This window comes from Streptomyces sp. NPDC000983, assembly GCF_040299205.1.
Lineage (GTDB): Bacteria > Actinomycetota > Actinomycetes > Streptomycetales > Streptomycetaceae > Streptomyces.
The window spans coordinates 1-18,603 of the sequence record NZ_JBEPBM010000073.1 but is presented as its reverse complement, the minus strand read 5'-3'; the positions used below and the strand labels follow the sequence as shown (position 1 = coordinate 18,603).

23 protein-coding genes are annotated in these 18,603 nt (G+C 71.6%); 12 read left to right on the top strand and 11 right to left on the bottom strand.

From position 1 onward, the window contains the following. Positions 1 to 402: 402 nt before the first annotated feature. Positions 403 to 1,020 (bottom strand): hypothetical protein, encoded by a 618-nt coding sequence (locus tag ABT296_RS37095; protein ID WP_351934318.1) that lies wholly within the window; start codon positions 1,018 to 1,020, stop codon positions 403 to 405. 156 nt (positions 1,021 to 1,176) lie between these two features. Between ABT296_RS37095 and ABT296_RS37090 the strand changes: the two genes are divergently transcribed. Then, entirely contained in the window at positions 1,177 to 3,366 is a 2,190-nt protein-coding gene (locus tag ABT296_RS37090; protein ID WP_351934316.1) for an aminotransferase class I/II-fold pyridoxal phosphate-dependent enzyme, read from the top strand. 51 nt (positions 3,367 to 3,417) lie between these two features. Here ABT296_RS37090 and ABT296_RS37085 read toward each other — a convergent pair whose 3' ends face one another. The 4 genes from ABT296_RS37085 to ABT296_RS37070 all read right to left on the bottom strand — a co-directional run bounded on the left by ABT296_RS37085 (position 3,418) and on the right by ABT296_RS37070 (position 5,881). Then, positions 3,418 to 3,735 (bottom strand): hypothetical protein, encoded by a 318-nt coding sequence (locus ABT296_RS37085; protein WP_351934314.1) that lies wholly within the window; start codon positions 3,733 to 3,735, stop codon positions 3,418 to 3,420. Continuing rightward, positions 3,714 to 4,391: a hypothetical protein gene (locus ABT296_RS37080; protein WP_351934312.1), complete on the bottom strand. Its 678-nt coding sequence runs from the start codon at positions 4,389 to 4,391 to the stop codon at positions 3,714 to 3,716. The genes ABT296_RS37085 and ABT296_RS37080 overlap by 22 nt, the downstream gene beginning before the upstream one ends. Before the next feature lie 107 nt (positions 4,392 to 4,498). Beyond that, positions 4,499 to 5,158 (bottom strand): isochorismatase family protein, encoded by a 660-nt coding sequence (locus tag ABT296_RS37075; protein WP_351934310.1) that lies wholly within the window; start codon positions 5,156 to 5,158, stop codon positions 4,499 to 4,501. A gap of 18 nt (positions 5,159 to 5,176) precedes the next feature. Further along, complete coding sequence (locus ABT296_RS37070) at positions 5,177 to 5,881, bottom strand: DUF2470 domain-containing protein (protein ID WP_351934308.1); 705 nt, start codon at positions 5,879 to 5,881, stop codon at positions 5,177 to 5,179. A 303-nt stretch (positions 5,882 to 6,184) separates the two neighbouring features. On the opposite strand from ABT296_RS37070, the gene argB reads away from it, so the two are divergent. The 5 genes from argB (at position 6,185) to ABT296_RS37045 (ending at position 8,622) form a co-directional block, all read left to right on the top strand. After that, positions 6,185 to 7,093 carry an acetylglutamate kinase gene (gene argB, locus ABT296_RS37065; protein ID WP_351934306.1) on the top strand — a complete coding sequence of 303 codons (909 nt, stop codon included), beginning with the start codon at positions 6,185 to 6,187 and terminating at the stop codon, positions 7,091 to 7,093. A gap of 132 nt (positions 7,094 to 7,225) precedes the next feature. Beyond that, positions 7,226 to 7,372, top strand: a complete 147-nt coding sequence (locus ABT296_RS37060) for a hypothetical protein (protein WP_351934304.1) — start codon at positions 7,226 to 7,228, stop codon at positions 7,370 to 7,372. Then, entirely contained in the window at positions 7,369 to 7,944 is a 576-nt protein-coding gene (locus tag ABT296_RS37055) for a PRC-barrel domain-containing protein (protein ID WP_351934302.1), read from the top strand. Before ABT296_RS37060 ends, ABT296_RS37055 begins: the two co-directional genes overlap by 4 nt. Beyond that, entirely contained in the window at positions 7,944 to 8,375 is a 432-nt protein-coding gene (locus ABT296_RS37050; protein ID WP_351934300.1) for a PRC-barrel domain-containing protein, read from the top strand. The genes ABT296_RS37055 and ABT296_RS37050 overlap by 1 nt, the downstream gene beginning before the upstream one ends. Positions 8,376 to 8,487: 112 nt before the next feature. After that, the gene (locus ABT296_RS37045) at positions 8,488 to 8,622 is read left to right on the top strand and encodes a hypothetical protein (protein ID WP_351934298.1); all 135 of its coding nucleotides are present in this window, start codon (positions 8,488 to 8,490) and stop codon (positions 8,620 to 8,622) included. A gap of 107 nt (positions 8,623 to 8,729) precedes the next feature. Here the strand turns inward: ABT296_RS37045 and ABT296_RS37040 are convergent, their stop codons facing one another. Next, positions 8,730 to 9,077, bottom strand: coding sequence for an ANTAR domain-containing protein (locus ABT296_RS37040; protein ID WP_351934296.1), 348 nt, complete (start codon positions 9,075 to 9,077; stop codon positions 8,730 to 8,732). Between the two features lie 192 nt (positions 9,078 to 9,269). On the opposite strand from ABT296_RS37040, the gene ABT296_RS37035 reads away from it, so the two are divergent. Together ABT296_RS37035 and ABT296_RS37030 are read left to right on the top strand one after the other, a co-directional pair. Beyond that, positions 9,270 to 10,238 (top strand): helix-turn-helix transcriptional regulator, encoded by a 969-nt coding sequence (locus ABT296_RS37035; RefSeq protein WP_351934294.1) that lies wholly within the window; start codon positions 9,270 to 9,272, stop codon positions 10,236 to 10,238. A gap of 115 nt (positions 10,239 to 10,353) precedes the next feature. After that, positions 10,354 to 10,761 carry a hypothetical protein gene (locus tag ABT296_RS37030; protein WP_351934292.1) on the top strand — a complete coding sequence of 136 codons (408 nt, stop codon included), beginning with the start codon at positions 10,354 to 10,356 and terminating at the stop codon, positions 10,759 to 10,761. 30 nt (positions 10,762 to 10,791) lie between these two features. Here the strand turns inward: ABT296_RS37030 and ABT296_RS37025 are convergent, their stop codons facing one another. Beyond that, positions 10,792 to 12,306 (bottom strand): MFS transporter, encoded by a 1,515-nt coding sequence (locus tag ABT296_RS37025; RefSeq protein WP_351934290.1) that lies wholly within the window; start codon positions 12,304 to 12,306, stop codon positions 10,792 to 10,794. 181 nt (positions 12,307 to 12,487) lie between these two features. On the opposite strand from ABT296_RS37025, the gene ABT296_RS37020 reads away from it, so the two are divergent. From ABT296_RS37020 to ABT296_RS37010, 3 genes are all read left to right on the top strand, one after another. Next, positions 12,488 to 13,042 (top strand): SigE family RNA polymerase sigma factor, encoded by a 555-nt coding sequence (locus tag ABT296_RS37020; protein ID WP_351934288.1) that lies wholly within the window; start codon positions 12,488 to 12,490, stop codon positions 13,040 to 13,042. Continuing rightward, the gene (locus ABT296_RS37015) at positions 13,035 to 13,589 is read left to right on the top strand and encodes a hypothetical protein (protein WP_351934286.1); all 555 of its coding nucleotides are present in this window, start codon (positions 13,035 to 13,037) and stop codon (positions 13,587 to 13,589) included. Before ABT296_RS37020 ends, ABT296_RS37015 begins: the two co-directional genes overlap by 8 nt. A gap of 117 nt (positions 13,590 to 13,706) precedes the next feature. Then, positions 13,707 to 14,249 (top strand): hypothetical protein, encoded by a 543-nt coding sequence (locus ABT296_RS37010; RefSeq protein WP_351934284.1) that lies wholly within the window; start codon positions 13,707 to 13,709, stop codon positions 14,247 to 14,249. A gap of 148 nt (positions 14,250 to 14,397) precedes the next feature. Here ABT296_RS37010 and ABT296_RS37005 read toward each other — a convergent pair whose 3' ends face one another. Next, positions 14,398 to 14,664, bottom strand: a complete 267-nt coding sequence (locus ABT296_RS37005) for a DUF3040 domain-containing protein (RefSeq protein WP_351934282.1) — start codon at positions 14,662 to 14,664, stop codon at positions 14,398 to 14,400. Positions 14,665 to 15,117: 453 nt separating this feature from the next. Between ABT296_RS37005 and ABT296_RS37000 the strand changes: the two genes are divergently transcribed. Then, the gene (locus ABT296_RS37000) at positions 15,118 to 16,422 is read left to right on the top strand and encodes a M28 family metallopeptidase (RefSeq protein WP_351934280.1); all 1,305 of its coding nucleotides are present in this window, start codon (positions 15,118 to 15,120) and stop codon (positions 16,420 to 16,422) included. Between the two features lie 148 nt (positions 16,423 to 16,570). Here ABT296_RS37000 and ABT296_RS36995 read toward each other — a convergent pair whose 3' ends face one another. From ABT296_RS36995 to ABT296_RS36985, 3 genes are all read right to left on the bottom strand, one after another. Then, positions 16,571 to 16,852: a DUF3040 domain-containing protein gene (locus ABT296_RS36995; RefSeq protein WP_351934278.1), complete on the bottom strand. Its 282-nt coding sequence runs from the start codon at positions 16,850 to 16,852 to the stop codon at positions 16,571 to 16,573. Between the two features lie 205 nt (positions 16,853 to 17,057). Then, the gene (locus ABT296_RS36990; protein ID WP_351934276.1) at positions 17,058 to 17,888 is read right to left on the bottom strand and encodes an MHYT domain-containing protein; all 831 of its coding nucleotides are present in this window, start codon (positions 17,886 to 17,888) and stop codon (positions 17,058 to 17,060) included. A 231-nt stretch (positions 17,889 to 18,119) separates the two neighbouring features. After that, complete coding sequence (locus ABT296_RS36985) at positions 18,120 to 18,536, bottom strand: phosphotransferase family protein (RefSeq protein ID WP_351934274.1); 417 nt, start codon at positions 18,534 to 18,536, stop codon at positions 18,120 to 18,122. Between the last annotated feature and the right edge of the window lie 67 nt (positions 18,537 to 18,603).

Genomic DNA, 18,603 nt, shown 5'->3' with positions numbered 1-18,603 from the left:
CCCGTGATCCCCTCGTCGGTGTGCACCTGTACGTAGGTCAGGTTCCGCCAGGGCGTTCCGACCACGTGTGTGCTGATTCCGGTGATACGCACGGCTGCTTCTCTCCCTCTGATCATTCGTTCGATATTTCGTACACGGTTCGGGATTACGCGCACACTTCTGTCCGGAGGACCGGCTTGTGCGGCAGATTACTTCACCCGGGTCGCGCCACCTCGACACCCCCTTGCCGGAAGGTGCCCCCGCTGCCACGGAATGTGACGCCCTCTCATGTGGGGCCCGAGTGCCGGGCCCCGGACATCGGTGTCCCTTCCGTTTCTGCGTCTCGACTGGCCTGGCGGATCGACCGCGCCATGAGCGCACACGCGGACGTGCGGCGCGGGGAGACCGGCGTGGCCCCAAGCGCTACCAGGGCTCCCCCGCGGGCGACCCGGTGTGTAACTCCTCCCTGGCCACGGCGCGGCGGATCGGGTAGTAGGCGTGGAGCAGGCCGCACATGCCCAGGGACTGCATCCGGGGCTTCTCGATCCGGCGCACTCCCGAGGTGCCGAGGTGGCCGAAGTCGCCGGTTTCGAGGGCACCGATCTGGCACAGGGAGGCTTCGGCGGCGGCCAGCGGGCCCTCGGTGACCGTCTTGCGCCACTGCTCCAGGCGCGGCCCGACGAGTTCGGTCGCGGCCCGGTAGAAGTCCGCCAGCGCCGCGCGGTCGCCGTCGTACCACTGCTGCTTGAGCGTGTTGAAGCCCTCCATGGCGAGGTCCCGGCGGGCTCGGGCGCGTTCGTCGCTCGGGGCGCCGGACGCGTCGAGCAGGGACACGGCCTCGGGGTGCAGCGGCAGGGTCTGGTGCCCCTGGCCGCCGAGGGTTTCGAGGCGGCCCCGGCCGCTGACGACGACGTAGCACTCCGCGCAGGTCAGATGCATGTGCGGGGAGCCGCCGTGTTTGCCGTCCTCGGTCGGCCAGGGGTAGACGTCGAGGCCGCTGAGGCCCGCGGCGTCGGGGAAGTCGGCGAGCGGTCCGGTCACAGGGCGAACCTCGTCCCCGGCGGTGTCGGCGTACGGTCCGTCGACGTCCGGGGCCGCGAGGCGTGCGGCATCAGGCGTGCAAAATCGTTCAAGCCGTTTGGGTGATCTTGATCGAGCGGGGCGTGACCAGCAGATCATCGGGCTGTTCAGCTCGCTGTGAACTGTGAACGATCTTCGTTTCCCCGGTCGGACGGCGCCCGCCCCACCCCTCGTCTCCCCCATGACCCGCCCACGCCGGTACGACTGCATCTGAACGAACACCCCCTTCCTCCGCTCCCGTCGGTGGCACGCGCGATCGGCGGGGCGGCGACGGACGCGCACCACTACCCCGAGTTCCATCCCGAGGAGCTGGCCGCCGCCCTGGCCGACTGGTGGGGCGTCGGCCAGGACCGCATGGTCGTGGGCAACGGTTCGGTCGGGGTGGCACTGCAGTTCCTGAGAGCGGCCGTACGGCCCGGGGACCGCATGGTCTTCGGCCGGCGGAACTTCGACGCCCACCCGCTGCTCGCCGAGATGGTCGAGGCGGTGCCGGTGGCGGTGCCGTTGCACGACGACGGGGAGCAGGACCTCTCCGCGCTCGCAGTGGCCGCCTCCGCCGGCCGGGAGGCCGCCGTGGTCGTCCTGTGCAACCCGCACAATCCGACCGGCACGCGGCTGCGCGCCCCCGACCTGGCGGACTTCGTCGCCGGCCTCCCCGACCACACGCTCGTCCTGCTCGACGAGGCCTACGCGGAGTTCGCGGGTGACGGGCGGGCCGCCTCCCTCGCACTGTGCGAGCGGTACCCGAACGTGGTGCTCCTGCGCACGTTCTCCAAGGCGTACGGCCTGGCCGGACTCCGCGTCGGGTACGGCATCGCCCACCCCGAGCGGGCCCGTTCGGCGCGGGCCCAGCAACTTCCGTTCGGCATCACCAAGGAAGCCACCGCCGCGGTCCTGGCGAGCCTGAGCGCCCAGGGGGAGCTGAGGGACCGCATCCGCCAGGTCACCGCGGCGCGGGACACCCTCCGCAGCACCCTGTTGTCGACCGGCTGGACGGTGCCGCGCAGCCACGCCAACTTCCTCTGGCTCCAGCACCCCCAGGCAACACCGGAACTCCACCGGCGTCTTGAGAACGCCGGGTTCCTCACCCGCTGGTACCCCGGTGAAGGGCTCCGCCTGACCGTCCCCGACACCTCGGCGCTGGACCGGGTGGCCTCAGCGGTGGGATCCCCTCCTCCCGAGGTGCCGGTCGGACTCGGCGCCCCGGTCCGCCGCCGAGCCCCGCTCGGCCGTGGCGCGGCGCCTGCCTCCCCTGCCGTGACCTCGGTGTACGGCCTTCTCGACCGGGCCGCCGCCGCGGCGGAGGCCGGTGCATCCGCCGCCATGGCCGACGCCTTGGCCCAGGCGGAAGCGACGGCCACCGACGATCCGGCACTCGTCCGGCACTTCGTCGCGGGACTGCGCGCCGGGCTCGGCGGCACCGAGACCGGGAACCTGTACCTGCGCACCGGGGACATCGCCCAGATCGACCTGTTCGCCGTACTCGACCGGCACCTGCCGCTGCTGCGGGCCAGCCGCATCGCCAACGACGCCCTGCTGCCCTTCCTCGACGGCCGGACCCAGGCCACGGTGCTCGCCCTCGGCATCGGTGGGGGCGGCCAGGAACGTGACCTGCTCACCCGCGCACCGCAGTTGCGATCCCTGACGGTGTTCGGCGTCGACGTGGCCCCCGGCAGTGTGCGTGCCGCGCGGAGCGCGCTGTTGGCCGCCGGTGCCGACACCGCGACGAGCGTGGACTACCGCGCGGTCCACTCCCCCGCCGAGTGCCTCCCCGACGAGGTGTGGGAGAGCCTGCGCGAGGCGCCAAGGCCCCTGCTCGTCACCGCGTCGTTCGCGCTGCACCACATGCGCGACGCCCGCGAAGGCGAGGACAGCCGCACCGTGCTGTTCCGCAAGCTGCGGGAGCTGAGCCCGGCCGCCGTCACGCTGTGCGAACCGGACAGCGACCACCACCTCCTCCCGCTGCGCTCCCGCCTGGCCAACGCCTGGCACCACTACGGCACCCTCTTCGCGGCCATCGACGCGACACACGCCACGGCCAGGGAGAAGGCGGCCATGAAGCGGTTCTTCGGCCGTGAGATCCAGAACGTCATCGGCGCCGCCGACGACGACCGCTACGAACGCCACGAGCCCGCGTCGACGTGGATGAACCGCTTCACGTCCACCGGGTTCCGGCTCCTTTCGCCGCCGCCCGCCCCGCAGGACGCCGTCCCCGGCTTCAGCACCGTCCGCCATGCCACGCACACCGAACTCGCCTTCAAGGACATTCCGTTGGCCGCTGTCATCACCGCCGCGCCCGACGCGTGATCCCCGGAGCAGGTCACGAGGACCCACGTCCTCGGCCGGGCGGCGGCACGTTCAGCGGCTTCCGACTCCACGGCCGCTCAGCTCCCGGTGGCGCCGTCTCATGACCATGGCGGGAACACCGAACGCCAGCAGCACCGGGAAGGCCGCGACCATCCCGAACCAGAGGAAGAGCGCGAGATAGCCGTAGGCGGCGCCGTCCTCGTCTGCCATCCCCAGCAGTACTGCGCCGGCGACGAAGGCGACGGCCATCAACCCGGCGACCCCTACGGCGAGCCGGAACAGGATGCGCGCCCCACGCGGGTAACCGGCATCGACGGCCTGGACCCGGTGTGCGTCCGTCCCCCGGGTCACTTCTTCCCCGCGTCCCACGCGCCGGAGTGGAAGCTGCGCAGCAGTGCGAGCAGCGCCGCCCCGAGCCGCCGGTCCACGCCGGGAGCGTGCAGGTGCAGTGCGTCGTTCTTGGACCTGAACTCCAGCGGGACCTGCCCGTCGGCCCTCCACCGGATGCGCCGGGGTGCGCGCGCGAAGCCGCCCTCGTTGCCGGGGACGCTGTCGAAGACCGTGATCGCGAGGAGCACCGCCATCAGCGGCAGCAGGATCCACCACATCCACCACCACACGATGCGCCCCTTGAGGCCGACCGCCTCGAAGCCGTCGGCCTGCCGAACGGTCCAGCGGGTGCGCAAACCCCTGCCGCGAAGCGCCTTCTCCCGTGTGACCGTGCCGATGACCTCGCCGTGCGCGCCGAGCACCTCGAACCTCGCGACGCCGCCACCCGCCGACACCGTCACCACGGTGCCCACCCGCTCCCGGCGCTGATCGTCGGCCCACAGCGCGAAGGTACGGGTCCCCTTGCCCCGGGCCGCGCGGTACGCGGACACGCCTCCCGGCGGCAGTTGGCGCTCCACGTACACCGCCCCCGGCCCCGGCCCACCGGAGAAGCTGACCATGTCCGTCACCGGTGCGCCCGCTTGGCCACCGGCCGTTCTCGGCCCGCTGAACAAGGTCAGTACGCTGCTGCTCATCCGGCATGCTCCAAGCGGTGATCGTCTGCCAAGGCCCGCCCAGTCTGCCCCATCTCGTCTGTCCCGGCGCACAGTTGTGCCCGGTGGGAGCGGGCCGCCGACGGCGTCTACACCGCAGCGGACCTGGTGGTGTCCGCGGCGAACGCGGTCACCACCGAGTCGGTGACGGTGACCGCGGCGCAGGTGCCGGCCAGCCGGCGGACCGCCATGTCGTGGTGGTCCCGTGTCCGGTCGATCAGGGCGTCGGCGACGACGAAGGGGTACAGGCCCTCCTTTCGGCCGTCCGCGGCGGTGAGCAGCACGTCGGTGCGGGCGAGGGCGCCGACCAGGACGAGCTGGTCGCGTCCGAGTTCCCTCAGCCGGGCGCCGAGCCGGGTGCGGGCGAAGGCGCTGTGCTGCTTGGCGGTGAAGACCATGTCTCCGGTCTGCGGCTGGACCAGGTGCGCCACCGATCGGCCCTCGGACTCGGCCGGTGGTTCCGGCAGGGCCGGGCCCCGTGCGTCCTGCCGGGTCGGCGCCGGCTGTCCCGGTCCGCGCACGACGTACACGACGGGCACCCCGGCGGCACGGGCGGAGCCGGTGAGCCCGGCGACGTGGGCGAGGAGTTGGGGGACGGGGGCCTGTTCCCGGAGACTGCGCAGCAGGTAGTTCTGCAGGTGCTGCACGAGCAGGACCGAGCGGCCGGGGTCCAGGTGCCACCGCGGTCCGTCGGCCGGCAGGGAGGCCGGAGTGGGCATGGGGTAGCCGGACGCGGGCGACTGCGTCATGGGTGCGCCTTTCTCGGCTCAGGTCAGCAGGCGTCCGCTGTGGGAGAGTCTGCGGGCGGCGGTCAGCAGGGCGTGGATCTGGGCGCCGACATGGTCGATGTCGCGCACGGGCTTGTGGAAGGGCAGCCGGACGTCGTCGTGGGAGCGCGAGCGTTCCAGGCGCAGTGTCAGTCCGTACCGGTCGATGCCCACCGGCAGTGCGCGCCGTACGCCGCGGCCGGGGTGCGGGCGCACCAGGCGCAGCAGGAGCGGGACGAGTTCGGGGTGTTCGTCGACGAGGTGGGTCAGCATGCCCGCCTCGCAGGTCGCCACGGGATCGGGTTCCGCTGCCTCCAGCTCCTGGAGGGTCACGTACACGCGGCCGGAGCCGTCCTCCAGGACGCACTGTCCGAACTCCATGCAGGTGCTGTCGGCGGAGTGCGGATCGTAGGGTCCGGCGAGCAGTCCGGTCACGGTGACGCGGGCGCGCAGCCGGTCCCGGACGGCGGTGGGGGCGATGTCGGTGAGCTCCAGCCGGACCGGAACCCGACCGTCCCGCGGGGCGCCCGGTCCCTCGAAGGGGGCGTGGAGGTGGACATGACCCATGACGCCGGCGCCGTCGAGGCGCCGGACCTCGGCGTGGTGGCCGTCCGTGATCACGGTCATCGAGTGGGCGGCGGTCAGGATCGAGCGGGCGCGCTCGGCGGCCGTCGGGCCACCCGGGCATGAGGGGGTACGACGCATCCGGATCCTCCCGGAGGTCCGAGGTAAGTAAGGTTTGCCTAACCTAACCCATCCGGCCTCCCGTCGTCAGCCCGAGAGCCCGGCGCGGCGGGAACGGCCGATCACGGATCCGCCGGCCTTCACCGCCACGACTTGTTCCACTCCACACGGTTGCACGGCGAGTTAGGTTGCCCTTACCTTGCCTGTGGCCACGATCCAACACAGAGGCAGGCAGCCCGAATTCAGGGGCCGGACATCCCGGCACCTGCCCGAGGGCATGTCACGGACCGCATCCGGGGTCCCGGCGAAGGGACGGACAACGCGATGGCGCCGACCTCCATCGAGAGCGGAACGGCCGCGGCACCGCCCGCGGACGACCGGCCCTGGCTGGAGCCGTACCGGGGAAGAACCGTCGTCGTGAAGTTCGGCGGCAACGCCATGGTCGACGAGGACCTCAAACGCACCTTCGCCGAGGACGTCGTCGCCCTGCACACGGCGGGAGTGCGTCCGGTCGTGGTGCACGGAGGCGGGCCGCAGATCAGTTCCCTGCTCTCCCGGCTGGATCTGGAGGTCCGCTTCACCGCCGGGCTCCGGGTCACAACGCCGGAGGTGCTGGACGTCGTACGCATGGTCCTGGCCGGCCAGGTGCAGCGGGAGATCGTCGGGCTGATCAACGCCCACGGCCCGCTGGCGGTCGGGCTGACCGGCGAGGACGCGCACACCCTCACCGCCGTCCGGCGCACCGCCTTCTCGGACGGTGAACCCGTGGACATCGGCCTGGTGGGCGAGGTCGTCGACGTCGCACCCCAGACCGTGCTCGCGCTGCTGGACCGGGGATGCATCCCGGTGGTCTCCCCCCTGGCCCGGGGAACCACCGGGGAGGTCTTCAACGTCAACGCGGATCTCGCGGCATCGGCGCTGGCCGCGGCGCTCGACGCCGAGAAGCTGGTGGTGCTCACCGACGTCGCCGGGCTCTACGCCGACTGGCCGCGGAGCACCGAGGTCGTGGAGCGGCTGGATGTCCATGAACTGCAAGCCCTGCTGCCGGAGTTGACCGACGGGATGGCCCCCAAGATGGAGGGCTGCCTGCGGGCCGTGCGCGGCGGAGTCCGCGTGGCCCATGTGATCGACGGAAGGGTCCCGCACGCCCTGTTGCGGGCCTTCGCCGAGGAGGGGATCGGCACGACGGTCACGCGTGCTCCGTCCGCCGTCGGGGCGGACCGAGCGGGCTGACGGGGCTCGCCCGTGTGACGGCGCCGCCCGGGGGTAGAGGGAGGTGACCGGCCTGGACACCCGTCCGTCCGGGAGAGATCCTGTTCAGGGAGTACGGGGGACACGCCCGACTCCGAGGCGGAGGTGCCTGCGGTGGACTGGTGGTTCTGGCCCGTTCTGATCGTGGCCCTGATGGCGGCTCTGACCGTCACTGTCGTGGCCGTCCAGGCCAAGCGCCGCCACGGCGGTGTGATCGTCACCCGGCGCTCCGGCCCCAAGGGCAAGGGCAAGGTCGCATGAGTACGCTCATGCCGGCGTCGGAGATCACCAAACGCCCCGTGGTGACCCTCGGCGGCGAGGCCGTGGCCCGGGTGAAGGACGTGGTCCTCGACGGGCGCGCCGGCCGGATCGCGGGCTTCACCCTCAGCGGTCTGGGTCTGTTCTCCGGCCCCAAGCGCCACGCTCTGCCCTGGGAGTCCGTGTCGAGCCTGGGCCCGCATGCCGTGATGATCCAGGACGAGACGGTGTTCCAGGACCGCGACGAGCTGGCCGACGTCTCCGAGGCCGCCGGCGGCAGCGTCTTCGGGGCGAGGGTCCTCACGGACAGCGGAACCGACCTGGGGCAGGTCACCGACGTGGTGATCGAGGTGACGGCGTCGCAGGCCGTGGTCGCGGGGTATGAGATCGCCCCCGCCGCCGCGCTCGGCCGCAAGGGGCGCCGCGCCTTCCTCCCGCTGGCCCGGACGCTCGCGGTGTCCGGTGAGGCACTCGTCGTGCCGGCCGAGGTCGCCGACTACATCACCGACGACCTGGCGGCACTGCACAAGGCCATCCCCGAGTTCCGCGACCGCATGGGTGGGGAGAACGCCTGATGCTGCTCTCCGAACTCACCGACCGGCCCGTGATGGACACCACCGAGGCCCAGCGCATCGGTCTGGTCGACGGCCTCGTGATCGCCCCGCAACCGGCCCGCGTACTGGCCCTGCGGCTGAAGAAGACCAACGGCGGGGGCACCCTGCTGACATGGGCGTACGTGCACGCCATCGGTCCGGACGCGGTCATGGCCCGGGTCAACGCCCGCGAAGCCGACGCCGAGGACCTCACCGACCACGCCGCCGCGTGCCGCCGTCTCGTGGGCCGGCGCGTCCTGTCGGACCACGGCACCGAGATCGGCACCTTGCAGGACATCGACTTCGACCCCGAATCAGGAAGGGTCCTGAACCTGCTCACCGCGTCCGACAGCCTCCCGGCCCACACGCTCATCGGCGTGGGCGCCTACGCGGTCGTCGTACGGCAGACCTGAGAACGCCACGACGAGCGAGTGTCGTCGGCCCTCGCCACCGGCGCCAACCCTTCGACTGACCGACGCCCTCGCGCGGTGGATGCACTGATCCGGCGCTTCCTACGTTCGCCGCGTGCGCAGACGACGGACACTCGTGCTCGGCCTGGCCGGCCTGCTGGTGGCAGCGGCCGCCGTCGGGGTCCACTTCTACGGTGCGTTCTTCGGCTGGTGGGCCCCCGCCTGCCGTACGGCCGTCTGCGGCTGGTGACACCGGCCCCGGACGGCTCGCTGTGGGTCCTCACCAACGGCCGAAAGGGCCCCGACCGCGACCTGATCCTCCGTTTGACTCCCTGAGAGTGCCGGGACTTCGCCGGGTCATCTGCAAGCCCGTCCCGTCCTGCCCCGGGCGCCGTCGGTGGCCCACGGGGCTCGCGGTCCCCTGGCCCGTACCGCCGTGTCCAGGGCATGGCGCACGTCGTCCGGCAGCCGTCCGTGGTGGGGCCACTGCCTGATGTGTTCGGCGACCACCCGCAACTTGGTGTTGGTGTGCTGCGAGACCTCCTTGAGGATCTCCCATGCCGTCTCGGGCGTCGACCGGGTGAAGGCGATCACGACGCCCATCGCCTGGTCGACAGCCGCATGCGCGGTGAGGGCGTTCCGTAGCTGCGCGATCTCCGCTTCGAGAGCCGCGATCCGCTCGGCGGATTCCGCGTCTTCGGGCATGGTCAGGAGAACTCCCTGGTCGGCCTGGCGTGGCGGTCTCTCCACTGCTGCCCGCTGCCCGCCGACTCGGTAGGTCGGGGAACGAAGAATCGATGCCGCGGCTGTCCACAAAACGAAATACGGCTCGTGCGGTGCCCCCGCGCAGCGGCAACTCTCCGCTCAGCAGCGCTTTCGCGCTGGCAGGATGGGGCCATGGACTCGATGGTGTTCGAAAGCACCGACCTCGGCGCGACGGAGGACTTCCTCTGCCAGGCCTACGCGCGGATGAGCATCGGCAGCACAACGCCCGCCGCCAGCACGGCGCGTATCCGCCGCGACACGACACCGTCGGTCAGCGTGGACGAGATCGACCTGAACTTCGAGATGTCGTACTCCGTCACCCCGCTCGGCAAGATCTGTCTGTGCGTCGTCCACGAGGGAACCGTCCAGGACCACGCCTTCCAAGGGGTCCGGGACGCCTTCGGTCCCGGTGACGCGGTGCTCTTCGCGCCGCCCGAACTGCCGTACGCGGGGCGCATCTGCAATGCGCGCTACAACATCACGATGCTCGATCCCGCCCTGCTGGACCAGGTGGCCTCCGCCTCGGGCTCCGCCTCCGGTGGACTGCGGGAGGAGCCGGTCCGGCTGACGGCGCACCGGCCGCACTCCCCTGCCGCGAGCGATCGTCTGAAGGCCACCATCTTCTACCTCCGGGACCATGTGCTGGCCGATCCCGAAACCGCGGCACAACCATTGGTTGTGTCGGCCAGCAGCCAACTGCTGGCGTCGAGCGTTCTCGGGGCGTTCGCCAGCACCGCGCGGACCGACCCGACCGGGCAGGACCGCGGCGACGCGCACTCCGCCACCCTCAGACGCGCCATCGCCTACATCGACGACCACGCCGACCGGCCCATCACCGTGGCCGACATCGCGTCCGCCGTCCACGTCACGATCCGCACCCTCCAGTACGCGTTCCGTCGGCACCTGGACACCACCCCCATGGCCCACGTCCGCCAGGTGCGCCTGACGCACGCCCACCGCGACCTGCTCGCCGCTGATCCCGGCGGCGGCTCGACCGTCGGCACGATCGCCGCGCGCTGGGGCTTCGCACACCCCGGACGCTTCGCGGCCCTGTACCGGACCACGTACGACACGAGCCCCTCGCAGACCCTGCGCGACTGAGCCCGCCGGCACCGGAGCCCGCCAAGGCGGTCGCAGAAGGAATCCGGCGCGGTCACGAGAGAACGGGCTCATCCAGGGCAACCGAATCCCAAGCCGACCCACCTTGGGAGAACCCGTGTCGCACTCCTCGACCACCAGCCGCCGAGACGCCCGTATCTGTCTGGCCCTCGCCGTCCTCTGCTTCGCCTGCGGGACCTACACCGCGTTCCACGCCACCTGGTTGTGCCTCTTCGGGTTCTACGGCGCCGCCTGCCTCGCCTGGTGCACCGCCGGGCTCTACGCCGACCACCGCGGCCGGCTCGTACAGTACGAGCGGGCCCGCCGCGCCACGGCCGTCGGCGCCCTGCCGCCTCCCACCCCGTGCTGCGCCTTCTGGCGCAACTCCGACGGCGCCCTACACGGCCCGCACTGCACAAGACCCTCCGCGGCCCGGCACTCGAGGGACGGTGTCCCGCTCGACGAGCGGGAGAGGAGGATCTTCCAGGCGCTCACCGCCGACTTCCACGGCCGCAGCACGGCATGAGCGGTCCGCGGGCGGGCCGGCCGCCTCGGCTCAGCCCTGCCCGGAATGGACGGGGCTGTTGGCGACCTCGTCGGGGCAGCGCCGGTGCGCCGCGCCCCGGTCGCGCAGCCAGTCCGCGGTGGCGAGGGCGAGCGAGGCGGCCATGCCGGTGAGCGCCACCGCGAGCGCGGTGACGAGGGCGGCCCGATAGTGGTCCGTGGAGCCCAGGACCAGGTAGTAGATGCCGGGCAGGGCCGCGGTTCCCACGGCGGCGCCGAGGCGCTGACCGGTCTGGAGGGCGCCGCCCGCCGCCCCGGCCATCCGGACGGGGACGTCCCGCAGGGTCATGGTGATGTTCGGTGACACCACGAACCCCCCGCCGACGCCCGCGACGAACAGCGCGGGGGTGGCCACCCAGGGCGCCGCGTCACCCGGTACCAGCCACAGCAGCAGCGCGGTGCAGCCCATTCCGACGATGACCGCGCTCAGCCCGCACACCGTGAGCAGACGGCCGAAACGGTCCACGAGCCGGCCCGCGACGACCGCCGCGGCGGCGGAACCCAGGGCGAACGGCGTCACCGCCGTCCCCGACTGCAACGGCGTGAAGTCGAGCCCGCCCTGGTAGAAGAGGGCGAAGACCAGCCACACCCCGCTGAAGCCGATGAAGTACAGGGCACCGACGCCCGCGCCCACGGCGTATCCGCGCACGGTGGTGAACAGACGCGGGTCCAGCAGCGGCTGGCCGCCGCGCGCCACGAGCCGGAACTGACGCCGGGTGAACAGCGTGAGCAGCACCGCGCCCACCGGGAACAGCCACCACAGCCGTCCGACGCCGCCGGAGTCCGCCTGCACCAGCGGGTACATCACCGCCAGCACGCCCAGCCCGAGCAGCACGACGCCGAGGACGTCCACCGAGCCCCGGCGGGAGCGTTTGACACGCGGCAGCAGGCGCAGGCCGAGGAGGACGGCGACGACGCCGATCGGCACGTTGACCAGGAAGATCCACCGCCATCCGCCGCCCCCGTCGGCCAGCGCGAGGATGGCGCCTCCGGTGAGGGGCCCGACGGCGGAGGAGATGCCCACCGTGGCGCCGAAGAAGCCGAAGGCCCGGCCCCGTTCGGCACCGCGGAACAACTGCTGGATGAGCGCGGAGTTCTGCGGCGCCATGAAACCGGCCGCGAGCCCCTGGGCGAGACGGGCCACCACGAGCAGCGTGATGTCGGGCGCCGCACCGCAGGCCGCGCTGAAGAGGGTGAACCCGCCCAGGGCCAGCAGGAAGATGCGGCGCCGGTCCAGCGCGTCCCCGAGCCGTCCGGCGGTGACCAGGGCGAGGGCGAAGGAGAGCGCGTAGCCGGAGACCACCCACTGCACCTCGGCGGGGCTCGCGCCCAGGTCCCGCTGGATGGTGGGCAGGGCCACGGCCACGATCGTCACGTCGAGCAGGCTCATGAATCCCGCGACGAGGGTGACCCACAGGGCGCGCCATCTGTTCGGATCGGGGGTGTACCCGTCCTGGTCACCGTCCTCGCTCGGTCCGTCCGCCGCCGGGTCCGACTCCGCTGCCACCGGGCTCCTTCCGCCGCACCCCGACCGGGCCGCACCCCGATCAGGCTGGACTGGTTCCCCCACGGGCCGGTGACACACCCGGCCGTCAGCCGGTCGGCGTATGCCGCCCAGGGGGTCGAGCCGGTTCCGATCTTGTGTCGCCCTGCCTCCAGGTGACACCGTGCAGCGTGACAGGAGAGGCATGCGATCACCGGATGAACCGCGCGGCGGCCACAGTACGGACGAGCAGGACTTCGACGCGTTCTACGCGGCGAGCGTCGGCCGGCTCATCGGCCAGCTGTACGCGATGACAGGCGACCTCGCCGAGGCGCAGGACGTGGTCCAGGAGGCCTTCGCCCGGGCCTGGGAACGGCGGGCCGAGCTGGACCTGGACGGCGCTCCCGAGGCGTGGGTGCGCACGGTCGCCTGGCGGCTGGCGGTCAGCCGGTGGCGTCGGGTACGCACCGCGCTGGCCCTCGCCCGACGGCAGGGCCCGCCCGCTCCGGTGCCGCCGCCCGAACCGCACCATGTGCTGCTGGTGCAGGCCCTGCGGCAGATCCCCTTCGCGCAGCGCCGGGCGGTGGTGCTGCACCATCTGTGCGATCTGACGGTGGAGCAGGTCGCCGCCGAGGCGGGCTGCCCTGTGGGCACGGTCAAGGCACATCTGAGCCGGGGGCGGACCGCCCTGGCCCGGCTGCTCGCGGACACCGAGCTGGATCCGAGGACGACCCGCCTGCCGGAGGTACGTCATGGCTGACGACACTCAGCTGAGGGAACATCTCGCCGGCCTCGCCGAGTCGGGTCGGCGCACCGCCTCGCCCCGCGCCGCCGAACTGGTCCGGGCGCGCGGTGAACAGCGGGCGCGCCGCAAGCGGGCCGCCGCCGTCTCCGGGGGCGTACTGCTGGCCGCGGCGGTCGCCGTGGCCGGCCTGTCGCTGGACCCGACCCCGCAGGACCCGCCGCCCGCGGGCGTTCCGACACCGACCGCCTCGCGGTTCGTACCGCCGGCACCCGCACCGGGTGAGGAGTACTCCACCGAACTGGGCTATGTGTACGGCGCGGTGGTGCGGGGCGACACCGTCCGGGTCACCGTCCGGCCGCTCACCGGCGCGGCGCATCCGCTGGTCCTGTCGCGGGGGCTGCTGGTCGAGGCGCGGAACCTGTCCGGCGGCAAGCCCCGGGACCTGGAGTTGGGGACGCTGGTGGACCAACTGGCCGCCGGGCCGAGGTGGGTGTTCGCCGTCGACTACGACAGCGAGGGCCGGGTGCAGTCGATGCGCGAGGCGTACTGGCTCGACCGGTGAATCGCGGGCCCGTGCGGGCGTGGGAAAGAAGTGGCGACCGGGGTGCAACCTGACGGGTGGGGTGGCGCGTAGAGACGTCGTATCCACAACACACCTGATTCCTGGGGGACTTTCACCATGCGCGTTGCACCACGCCCGGCCGCCGTGGGCTGCCTCACGGCTCTCGCCCTGACCTTTGTGACCCTGACCGGATGCAGCGGGGACAACGGGGACGGCGACGGGCGGTCGTCGGCGACCACACCGGCGTCATCGCCGACACCGTCCGCGTCATCGCCGGCGGCCGAGGCCCCGTCGCCGTCCACACCCGCGTCCCCCTGGGCCGGCACCAAGCAGTTCGTGCAGATCGACAGCGCACGCACCGACGACGGGGCGACGTACCTGTCGGTGCGGACCGCCCAGAAGAAGCCTCACGAGCAGTTCGAGGCGTGGGTGATCGTGCCGGGCGAAGGCCCCTACACCGAGGTACGCATGGCCGACGACGCCCAGGTGCTGCTCTCGGTCCCCCTCGGCGACGCGAAGCATCCCGCGTCGTACTCCCAGACCGACTTCGTGACCAGGCTGACGGCCCAGCCGTCCTCGGCCCGCCCGAACCTCGGCTACGACCTGAGCTTCGACGCGGAGGGCCGGGTCACCAGGTTGCAGTCGCTGTACACACCCTGACCGCACGGGCCGATACCGGGCGCCACCCATTCGGTGACGGGGGTGGGTGGCGGGCCAGCGGAGGGTTCGCCTCTGTACCGCGTGTGCGCCTGACGGCCCAAGGGGGCGGGGAACCCAACCCCGACGCCTGCGCCGAGGGCGTCGCACATCACGGCTCGGGACGGCTGCCGCGCGCGGATTCGAGGAGCCGCACCGCCGGCGCGGACAGCACCAGACCGGCCGCGAGCAGCAGTCCGTGCGGAAGCACGGCACCGACCAGTACGGCCGCGAGCGCGACCGCGAGCGCGAGCCAGGCACGGCCCCACCGGTGGTGGCGCCGGAGGTGCTCGTCGCCCGGACCGTGGGCGAAGCCAGGGTCGTCGGGCCGGAACACGGCTGTGAGTTCGGCGGCCTTCTCGTCATCCGATGCGGACATGCTCCCCACCTCCTCGGCGTGGGCTCGGTCCAGGGGCGCACAGCGGCACAGCGACGCTCACGGACGGCGGTGACGTGACCGCGGCCCCGCGCGCCGAGGCGAGGGCGGACCGGGTGAACGGCCACCAGCGGGCGCCTGGATTCCACCATCGCCCATGACGCCCGCTGGTGGTATCGGGGTCAGTACCCATCTTCGCCGCGCCGGCCACGACGGGACAGGGCTCAGGGCCCGGAAGCTCGAAGCACGTACGGCAGCCGCCGCACCGGGCCTCGTGCGGGATTCAACAGGGCTCACGCCAGGCACTCTTGACGCTGAGTCAACTCTGGTCGAATATTCTCTTCGCATCGCCGCACCAGGCACAGGCTTTACACAGCTCCAACGTCCCGCGTCACCCGTCGCGGGGCGTTTCGCACGTTCCGCAACCCACCCTGTTCGGAATCACGGAGCCCCCACATGAGCCTCTCTGTACGTCAGCGTGTCCTCGCAGTGACCGGTGTCGCCCTCGCCGGGCTGCTCGCCGGGGCCGTCCCGTCGGCCACCGCCCAAGAGGTCGCCGCCGCGCCCGACATCCCGGTCGCCAACGTCAAGCAGCACCTCACGGACCTCCAGTCGATCGCCACCGCCAACGGCGGCAACCGCGCCCACGGCAGAGCCGGTTACAAGGCGTCGATCGACTTCGTCAAAGCCAAACTGGACGCCGCCGGATACACCACGAGAATCGACCAGTTCACCTCCAGCGGAGCCACCGGCTACAACTTGATCGCCGACTGGCCCGGCGGCGACACCAACCAGGTCGTCATGGCCGGCTCGCACCTGGACTCGGTGTCGTCCGGGCCCGGCATCAACGACAACGGCTCCGGCTCGGCGGCCGTCCTGGAAACCGCGCTGGCCGTGGCCCGGTCCGGCTACCAGCCCACCAAACACCTGCGGTTCGCCTGGTGGGGCGCCGAGGAACTCGGGCTGGTCGGCTCCAAGTACTACGTCAACAACCTCCCGGCCACCGAGCGGGCGAAGATCAGCGGCTACCTGAACTTCGACATGATCGGCTCGCCGAACCCGGGCTACTTCGTCTACGACGACGACCCGACGATCGAGCAGACCTTCAAGAGCTACTTCGCCGGGATCGGTGTCCCCACCGAGATCGAGACGGAGGGGGACGGCCGCTCCGACCACGCCTCCTTCAAGAACGTGGGCATACCCGTCGGCGGCCTGTTCACCGGCGCCAGCCGGACCAAGACGTCCGCGCAGGTGCAGAAGTGGGGCGGCACCGCCACCGCCTTCGACCGCTGCTACCACTCGTCCTGCGACACGACGAGCAACATCAACGACACCGCCCTGGACCGCAACAGCGACGCCGTCGCCCATGCGATCTGGAGCCTCTCCTCGGGCACGACCAACCCGCCGACCGGGACGGTCTTCGAGAACACCGCCGACGTGTCCATCCCGGACAACGGCGCCGCGGTGACCTCCTCCGTCGGAGTCACCGGTGTCACGGGCAATGCGCCCAGCAGCCTCGCCGTCGGCGTGGACATCGTCCACACCTACCGAGGTGACCTCGTCGTCGACCTCGTCGCCCCCGACGGCACGGTCTACAACCTGAAGCCGTACTCGTCCTCCGACTCCGCGGACAACGTCAAGACCACGTACACGGTGAACGCCTCTGCGGAGGTGGCCAACGGGACCTGGAGTCTGCGCGTGCAGGACCGGGCCGCGTACGACACGGGCTACATCAACAGCTTCAAGCTCACCTTCCCCTGACCCGGGGACCGAGGAACCGTCCCCCGCGAGCGCGGAAGCCGCCAGTGGCCTCGCTCGCGGGGGTCGTCCGTGGGACCGTCCTCTCGGGGACGCTCCCCCACGACCACTCCGGCGGGACCCCGCCGCACGGGCTCCCCGCGCAGAGAGCTCATGACCTCGGCCGTCGGCTGCGGCGCCCGGCGGTGGGTCCGGCCACGCCGATCGTCATCGCCGTCATCAGCAGGCCCGCCGCGAGCAGCACTCCCCGGGACAGCACCGCACCGACGAGCGTGACGGCAAGCCCCGCCGCCAGGGCCGTCCAGGCTCGGCCGTGCCGGTACTCACGGGGCTGACGCGGTCGGCCCTTGCCCAGGCTGCGGGCGAAGCGCGGATCGTCGTGCCAGAGCACCGCTTCGAGAGCGGCGATCTTCTCGTCGTCGGAATCCGGCATGGTCCCCCTTCTCACGGCGAACGCCGAGGTCACCGACCCACACTGCCCGGAGTCGGCCGCCTTGGGCATAGGGGCCAACACCCATCTTTCGGCGACGCGGGCGGCGGGCGGGACCCGTACGGACGGCGTCGTGCCGGATACGGCCGCGGCCCCCGTCCAGGGCGCCGGTGCGCGAGGGACGGGGGCCGCGTGGTGACGGGGAGGGTCAGTAGCCGCGCTCGGCCGGCGCGTGCTGGGGGTAGTCCGGCGTGGGATCGGTGGCCGGCAGCGGCGTGGCGGTTCCGCCGCGGGCGGCACGGTCGTCGCCGAGGATCGTGTCGGGGTCGAACATCACGATGACCGAGGCGAGGACCAGGGCACTCACCGGGCCGGCGATCATCGCCAGCATGAAGGAGAAGAGGCTCGCGGAGGACTGGCCGTGGCTCATGACGAGCTCGGGGTCCACGGTGATGCCCGCCATGCCGGTGTAGTGCATGCCCGTCACGGCCACACCCATGACCAGGCTCGCGCCCAATGTCGCCCAGAACCTGCGGATCGACACCGCCGCCCACAGCGCGGCGGTCGCCGCGACGACCGCGATGACGACGCTGAAAACGACGGCCACCGCGTCGTACTGGACACCGCCGTGGCCGCGCATGGAGCGCATACCCAGGTAGTGCATCGCCGCCACACCAAGGCCGGTGAAGACGCCCGCCACGCCGAGGGTCGCCCTCCCGGATCCGCGGATTCCCACCAGGAAGACGCCCGCGGCCACGACGACGATGGCCACGAGCAGGCTGAGCAGCGTCAGAGCCGGGTCGTACTCCATCAGCGACCCGTCGACGGTGAAGCCCATCATGGCGATGAAGTGCATGGACCAGATACCGCAGCCGATGGACACGGCACCGAGCGTGAGCCAGCCGGTACGGCGCATGCCGCTTCCACGGCCCATGGAACGCGTGGTGCAGCGCAGGCCCAGCGCAGCACCCAGGCACGCCATCAGGTACGCGGCGATCGGCGTGAAAGCCCCGTAGTGAAAGTTGGACACAGTGCTCATAGCCGCTTTCCGAAACGAACAGATGCGAGAGCGCCCCGCATTGCTTGGTCATGGGAGCCGAATGCCTGTACCCGTCCTGAAAACGGACTTCGGGCAGGTCAATGTGGATCGGCGATACTTTCGGCCAGATGACCGATGTTCATCATTCAATCACATGGTCCACACGGGGTTACCCCCACCCCATAAGGGCGAACGATCGCAAAAGGGACCTAGCACCGCAGGGTCCCGAATTCAGTTCAATCCACCGCTTTCAAGGGCCGACCGGACGTTGTTGAGGCCCTCCGCTCTCCAGTGGGCGCGGTCCGGCATCTGGTCGTCCCGTCGCCAGCGCCAGGCCGAGAACATGGCCCAGTTCAGGGCACGGCAGCGGTGCAGCAGGCTCTGGTCGGCCCCCGGGTAATGCCCGGCGACCTCCTCGGGCGCATGGGCGAGGTCGAACTCGATCGGCCCGCGGCAGCAGGTGGCGAGGTCCACGAACAGGGGGCCCTTCTTCGTGGGGAGGAGGTTCCCCGGATGCGGCTCACCGTGCAGGAGTTGGTCCCCCGCGGTCTCGGCAGTGACCGCGGAGGTCTGCGCCTCGAGGGTCTCGCCGAGGAACTCCCGGTCCGCATCGGAGATCTGGGGGGGTGCCCCTATGGGTTTCGTCAAGCTGATGGGGCGGGTTGGGGTTGGTAGAAGGTGCCGTCGCGGAGCATGGCGAAGAGGACGTCTGCTC